Raw genomic sequence first — 6,018 nt, 5'->3', positions numbered from 1 at the left:
CTGATGAAGGAGTTTAGACATCATCCTGGCACAAGAAAATCCGTCTTCTCCTCCGGATGTACCGACAGCAGATAAATATGCTGCTGGCGATATCCATGTTCTGGGCAGGCTTGAAGTAGTACGACGACGGTTTGGAATGTATCGGTAGCGCCGACCAGCGTGGATTACACCATCTGGTGTATGAACTCGTCTGCAACAATGTTGATGAAGCCATGGCTGGCCACTATGCCAGAATCCTGTGCACCATTCTGGGGGATGCTACAACCAGGGTTGAAGCCAATGAACGTGGCATTCCCACAGACACGCATCCAATAACGAACATATCTGCACTTGAGACTGTAATGACGACCCTGCACGCTGGAGCCAAGTTTGGCGGTGATACCTATAGAGTATCCGGTGGACTACACGGGGTTGGCGCATCAGTAGTCAATGCCCTGTCATCATGGCTTAAGATTACTGTTAAGCGTAATGGCAAAACCTATGAGCAGGAATATCGGGAAGGAATTCCCCGGAGCAGGGTAAATGAAGTTGGTGAAGCCAGTGATACCGGTACTATTGTCCAATTCATTGCTGACGAGAACATATTCGGTAGAGCCCGTTTTGATTTTGGCATCCCGAGTGAACGGCTAAAAGAGCTTGCTTATCTTAACAAAGGTCCGGAGATATCCCTGAAGGATGAAAGAACAGAAAGAGAAATCACCTGCTACTCCAGCCTCTAGGGATTGTAGATCCTCGCCTGTACTTATCGTTTCTTCAGGCAACCCAATATGAGTTATCGTGACCTTTTGATAGTTTTCCTAAGGAATCCGAATCCTTTCAGCAGCGATTAACTTTATTCTAACCATACTCTGATATTCAATTCAACGGCTGTTCTTATACCTCACCTCTCTTTTTGAGTAACCAGTCCACCCGGCAGTATAATTCTCCTGGAAGTTGCTGAATTATGGAACGATACAAACACACTCAGGTGGCATATTTGATCATCATAGTAATGGCAGCTACAATGGTTCTTATCGGCATCGTCCTAGCTAATGCTGGAATGAACTGGATTGCCATCGGGGTGCTGGTAGTTATTGCGGCTGCTTTGGTATTGTTCTCCAGCCTGACAGTAATAATCAACGAAGATGATTTAGAGTTGCGATTCGGCCCCGGTCTTATCCATGAACGATTTAAGTTACATGATATAGAATCGAGCCAAATTGTTAGGAACCGCTGGTATTATGGATGGGGAATACGTATTGCTCCCAATGGGTGGCTCTACAATGTATCCGGCTTTCAAGCCGTGGAGATAAAGTTTCGAACCGGCAAGAAGTCTCGAATAGGGACGGACGATCCGCAGCGGCTCAAAGAGGCAATTGACCTCGCAATACAAGGAGAATAGATCAACAGACAGGTTCAGGGACAGAAAATCTCTTGTCATTTAGCGGGGATTATACGAGATGTTAGAAGTCTTTTTCTTTATCCTAGGATTGGCGAACAGTATCTTTCTGATTTTGCTCTTTCTTGTTCGAAAGAACAGAATAGCCCTTCTTTATCGATTCGGTTGGATTTATTTTCTATTAGCAATTCCTGCAGTATATGGAATTTTCCTAGTGTACCAGGAAAATGAAACAGTGCGATACATTATTTTTCTAGGGATATTCCTTGCCTTTTTACTCATGGAATGGCTGTATGACTACGTTTTAAGAATCAATTTTCGTGAGAACTGGAAGAATAACTGGAAATGGCTGGTACCCTACCTTGGTCTTTATTACGCGATGAACTATGGATTTGTAGTGATGCCGTGGAAGACCTCTTTGACTTGGGGATTCATCATGCTTGGCCTCTTTATTGTTCAAATCATTGTAAACTTAAGAAGTCACCCCAAAATGGGTGGATGAAGCATTACTTCTGGTAGGATCTCGGTTTTGAGCCCTATTCAAAAAATGGAGGCACAAAGCAGTGCAGCAACCAGTTCCCGGTGGTTCAAGACCGCTTCTAGGAAAAGTGAAAGTACTGATCCACCAGTTTCTGGATTTCGTCTCCTTTGCCGTAGTACCTCTGGCTGAGGTCCTTGTCGTTGTAGCTCCGCAGAATCTTCGCCAACCCGTCGATGACCACCGCCGGGAAGACACCATCCTTCTCATAGATGTGGCGATCTTTTGTCAGGCATTCTGCTGAGTCCCAGCAGGAAACAGGCAGTTGGGGCAATGTCTGCTGAACCTTGCTGTGTTCGCTGGAGAAGATGTTAACATCAACGTAGAGCTTCTTGGCCAGTTCGAGGGCACCCTCCATCTCGAGACCATGCCGGGCCGCAACCGCGAGCCCTGCCATGAGAAGATGAGCGTTTGCTGAGCCATCCGGGCAACGGAATTCTACAGTCTGGCTGTCACTGAATGTGGCAGAATCTGCTGTTTCCTGCGGATTGGCATCCTTTACCATGTTCCCCACGTTCAGCCATCCTAGAGGTACGCGCACTAGGACAGAGCGATTCCGATCACCCCAGCAGATGTTGGTGGGTGCCTCCTGGTGAGGCACCAGCCTGAGGAAGGATAGCGGGACGGTGTTGCCAAGCGCAGTCAGCGATGGTGCCAGGCTAAGGTAACCAGCAATTGTCCTACGTGCCACCTCGCTCAATTCGTTGCCATCGACCATCACGTTGGTCCCGTTTCTCATCAATCTGGTGTGGATGTGGAGGCCGCTCCCCGCGTGTCCAACTAATATCTTGGGGGCAAAAGTCACTACCACTCCATACTTGTTGCCGATCATCCTCAGTATCCACTTGGCTATGACGATCTGATCTGCAGCGTCTTCGGCCGGAACCGGGAGAAACTCTATCTCATTCTGCTCCATCTCTTGCTCTTCACCACAGATGTGGCCTACTTCGGAATGCCCATACTTTATGCAGCCCCCCGCCCGGGCTATCGCCTTCATTGCCTCGTATCTCAGAGTCTCCCATTTGCAGAACGGAGCCGATTCCTGATAGCCCTTTTGGGCCATCGTGGGATATTGACTCTGCCTCTTCGCCACAACGTAATACTCCAATTCACCCATCGCCTGCAAAGTCAGCCCAGTGCTTTTGAGCAGCGCCTGGTTAGCTTTCCTGAGAATATTCTCGGGTGAGCTTGGTAGGGGGCTGCCATCCTTCGTGTAATACGTGCAAAGCATCTCAAGCGTTGGCATGGTGGCGAATGGGTTAACGTACGCGGTCTTGTAGCGAGGCACAATATACAGGTCACTTGAAGCCGAGTCAATGTACGAAAAGAGGCTTGAGCCATCAACCCTTTCCCCGGCAGACAATAGGCGATCCAACTGAGACTTGCTGCTGATGACAAAGTTCAACGTCTTCAGCCGGCCATCGCCGCCCAAGTGCCGAAAATTGACGGCTTCAATGTTGTTCTCCTCAATGAACCTGACCAGATCCTGCTTCGTGAATTCCTCTGGCGGCTTGCCCAAATGTCGGATGACGGTGTTCGGGCTAAGCGCGATACTAGCGTCTGACACGACTAAAATTCTCCTTTTCAAGTAGTGCCCCCAGTTGCTCCAGCAGCTTTTTGTTGTTCTCTTCGATGACCTCTCCAATCACAGTTGCCAAGGAACCAGGCAGATCGTCTCCGGCGAGTCGCCGGCTTGACAACGACCTCCTGACGACTGCTTGTACTTCCATCCGGTCTAGCCCAAGCCTAATCATAGCTCTCTCCTTTACTGCCCTTTTCCGATAGATACAACATCCGCACTCATAGGATATAGCCCAGTGCACGGATAAGAAGCCACCTGTAGAAGTCTGTGCTCTGGATGTTTTTGTCTTTTTGGCTAATAAATCAGAGTGTCAAGCTTGCTTTCAATCGTTTGCAGTTTGTCAAGGACCGTTAGCGCGATACATTCTTGACGCTTGCCGCAATCCTTGCACCGGCCGCCAAATCCTTCTTCATAAAGCGGACAGGGTTGAAATAGCTGTTTTGTCGTCTTTTCAGCTGTTCTCTCCATCGCCGTAGCCTCCTTTTGTAGTCTCTTTGAGCCCTTTCGGCCGCGAACGTAAGACCTTATACCCACCCCCGAGTCTTCATCGCATCTACCACCCGTCTCACCGCTACTACATAAGCTGCTTGCCGCATGCTGATATGGAACTGCCGACTGGTATCAAGCACAGATCGGTAAGCGAATGTCATCCGCTTATCTAGCTTCTCACGTACTTCAGCCTCATCCCAGCAGTACATATAGGCATTCTGAACCATCTCAAAATAGGAGACGGTCACGCCCCCCGCGTTGCACAGGAAATCCGGTATGACATGCACATTGTTACCAAAGAGAATGTCATCGGCATCCGGAGTTGTTGGGCCGTTGGCTAACTCAGCCAGAATCTTAGCCTTCACCTTGTGGGCGTTCTTTTCTGTAATCACCCCTTCAATAGCGGCCGGGATGAGAATGTCTACCTCCATGGCCAGAATGTCATCATTGGAGACGTGCTCTACTCCCAGCAAGCTACAGACAGAGCCACTTTCCTGCTTGCATTCGAAGGCTTTCTTTGAATCGATACCCTTCGTTGAATACACTCCGCCTTTACTGTCGCAGGCGGCCACCACCTTGCACCCAAACATCTCCTGGCACAACTTAGCTGCAAAATAGCCAGCATTACCGTAGCCCTGAATCGCCACCGTGGCTTTATTCAAGTCTATTCCCAAATCGTTGGCCGCTTCGCGGATCGTAAACATGCCACCGCGAGCTGTGGCATCACCTCTCCCTGGAGAACCGCCTATGCATAGTGGTTTGCCGGTTATCACTCCAAACTGAGGTTTGCCTGCAATCACCGAATACTCATCTGCCATCCAGGCCATGATCTGCGGATTGGTGTACACGTCCGGAGCCGGGACATCCTTTTCGGGCCCGATAAATGGATAAATGCTTCGGATATAAGCTCGGCTAAGCCGCTCCAACTCACCAGCGGACATTTCCTTGGGATTGCAGACGATACCGCCCTTGGCTCCGCCCAATGGCAAATCCAGCAAAGAGCATTTCCAGGTCATCCAGGCAGCCAGCGCCCGCACAGTGTCAATTGTCTCTTGCGGGTGAAAGCGAATTCCTCCCTTTCCGGCGCCGCGAGCATCATTGTATAAGACTCGAAAGCCTTGAAAGACCTTGGTAGAACCGTCATCCATACGAACCGGCAGAGACACGTGCAACTCGCGCATGGGGCTCTTCAGCATGGCGGTGACTTCTGTAGACAACTCCAATATCTCCGCGCATTTGTCGACCTGCCTCTTTACGATCTCAAATGGATTGTTGTCCTCGGCTACCTTCTTACTCTTCGCGATCGCTTGTACCATAGTCTCTTCCTCCTTTCATCTCCCAGGTATACTACTCTGACGATTGGAACGCACATCGCTGCCGCGTCACCATGTGTAAATCTAATATCGCTCCTTCAACAGATCCTGAAATTGCACCAACTCACCATATTCCATGACCGTAGCCATGCTCTGATTATCGGCTTCGAAGCCAGCTTCCATGGCTGCTGCCACCGGGTTCAAGCCACCCAGGAGAACCATACCAATCTTGTTCGGTTCCACTGGGATTTCGCACACCGCCTCACTGGGGGTTCCGCAGATCATGACCCTACCTAGGCCGGCCGATTCTAGGCTTTGTTGAACACGTTCGACTGTTGGTAGGCAAATTGAAGGGATCTCGCGGAAATTGGCTAGAATCTCTCCGCTGCCAGTATGAGCAGCTTCAGTGACTGAAGTCATTTTCGCTCTGATGAATATTTCTGAAGGGTCGAGTGAGCAGCCGTTGTAGTGGATGATCTCAGTGAAGCGCTTGGGCTTCCGATCTTTGATCTGCAATATCCCGCCAAAGCGCGAGTCCATGGGGATGCCCGACTTCAGTAGAGCACCATTAACGACGATGCTACAGACTGTGGCGAATGCCGTTTTGTTCTCAGGGACGATTGCATCTCCTATTCTCTGTCCGCTTTCTACGATGGAAACCAACTGACTGGCACATAGACCAGCCTCGAATACCGGTATCATCTTCTTGAGCGCCGCT

Annotated in this window: 8 protein-coding genes; 3 read left to right on the top strand and 5 right to left on the bottom strand. The window is 49.8% G+C overall.

Annotated features, from left to right (window positions below; translation table 11 throughout):
- The first annotated feature begins 131 nt into the window (after positions 1–131).
- The 3 genes from PHV74_14550 to PHV74_14540 all read left to right on the top strand — a co-directional run bounded on the left by PHV74_14550 (position 132) and on the right by PHV74_14540 (position 1,880).
- Positions 132–719, top strand: a complete 588-nt coding sequence (locus tag PHV74_14550; protein ID MDD5095576.1) for an ATP-binding protein — start codon at positions 132–134, stop codon at positions 717–719.
- Between the two features lie 224 nt (positions 720–943).
- On the top strand, positions 944–1,381 hold the full coding sequence (locus PHV74_14545; protein ID MDD5095575.1) for a hypothetical protein: 438 nt from the start codon (positions 944–946) through the stop codon (positions 1,379–1,381).
- 58 nt (positions 1,382–1,439) lie between these two features.
- Positions 1,440–1,880 carry a hypothetical protein gene (locus PHV74_14540; GenBank protein ID MDD5095574.1) on the top strand — a complete coding sequence of 147 codons (441 nt, stop codon included), beginning with the start codon at positions 1,440–1,442 and terminating at the stop codon, positions 1,878–1,880.
- A gap of 97 nt (positions 1,881–1,977) precedes the next feature.
- On the opposite strand, the gene PHV74_14535 is transcribed toward PHV74_14540, so the two are convergent.
- From PHV74_14535 to PHV74_14515, 5 genes are all read right to left on the bottom strand, one after another.
- Positions 1,978–3,483, bottom strand: coding sequence for a glutamine synthetase family protein (locus PHV74_14535; GenBank protein MDD5095573.1), 1,506 nt, complete (start codon positions 3,481–3,483; stop codon positions 1,978–1,980).
- Positions 3,470–3,670 (bottom strand): hypothetical protein, encoded by a 201-nt coding sequence (locus tag PHV74_14530; GenBank protein MDD5095572.1) that lies wholly within the window; start codon positions 3,668–3,670, stop codon positions 3,470–3,472. Before PHV74_14530 ends, PHV74_14535 begins: the two co-directional genes overlap by 14 nt.
- A 122-nt stretch (positions 3,671–3,792) precedes the next feature.
- Positions 3,793–3,966, bottom strand: coding sequence for a hypothetical protein (locus PHV74_14525; protein ID MDD5095571.1), 174 nt, complete (start codon positions 3,964–3,966; stop codon positions 3,793–3,795).
- A gap of 56 nt (positions 3,967–4,022) precedes the next feature.
- Positions 4,023–5,303, bottom strand: coding sequence for a Glu/Leu/Phe/Val dehydrogenase (locus tag PHV74_14520; protein MDD5095570.1), 1,281 nt, complete (start codon positions 5,301–5,303; stop codon positions 4,023–4,025).
- Between the two features lie 81 nt (positions 5,304–5,384).
- Positions 5,385–6,018, bottom strand: a 634-nt coding sequence (locus PHV74_14515) for a DUF128 domain-containing protein (GenBank protein MDD5095569.1), incomplete at its 5' end; no start/stop codon positions are given.

The organism is Dehalococcoidia bacterium, assembly GCA_028711995.1.
GTDB lineage: Bacteria > Chloroflexota > Dehalococcoidia > SZUA-161 > SpSt-899 > JAQTRE01.
The sequence above is the reverse complement of the archived record's forward strand: the minus strand, read 5'-3'. Positions and strand labels throughout refer to the sequence as shown.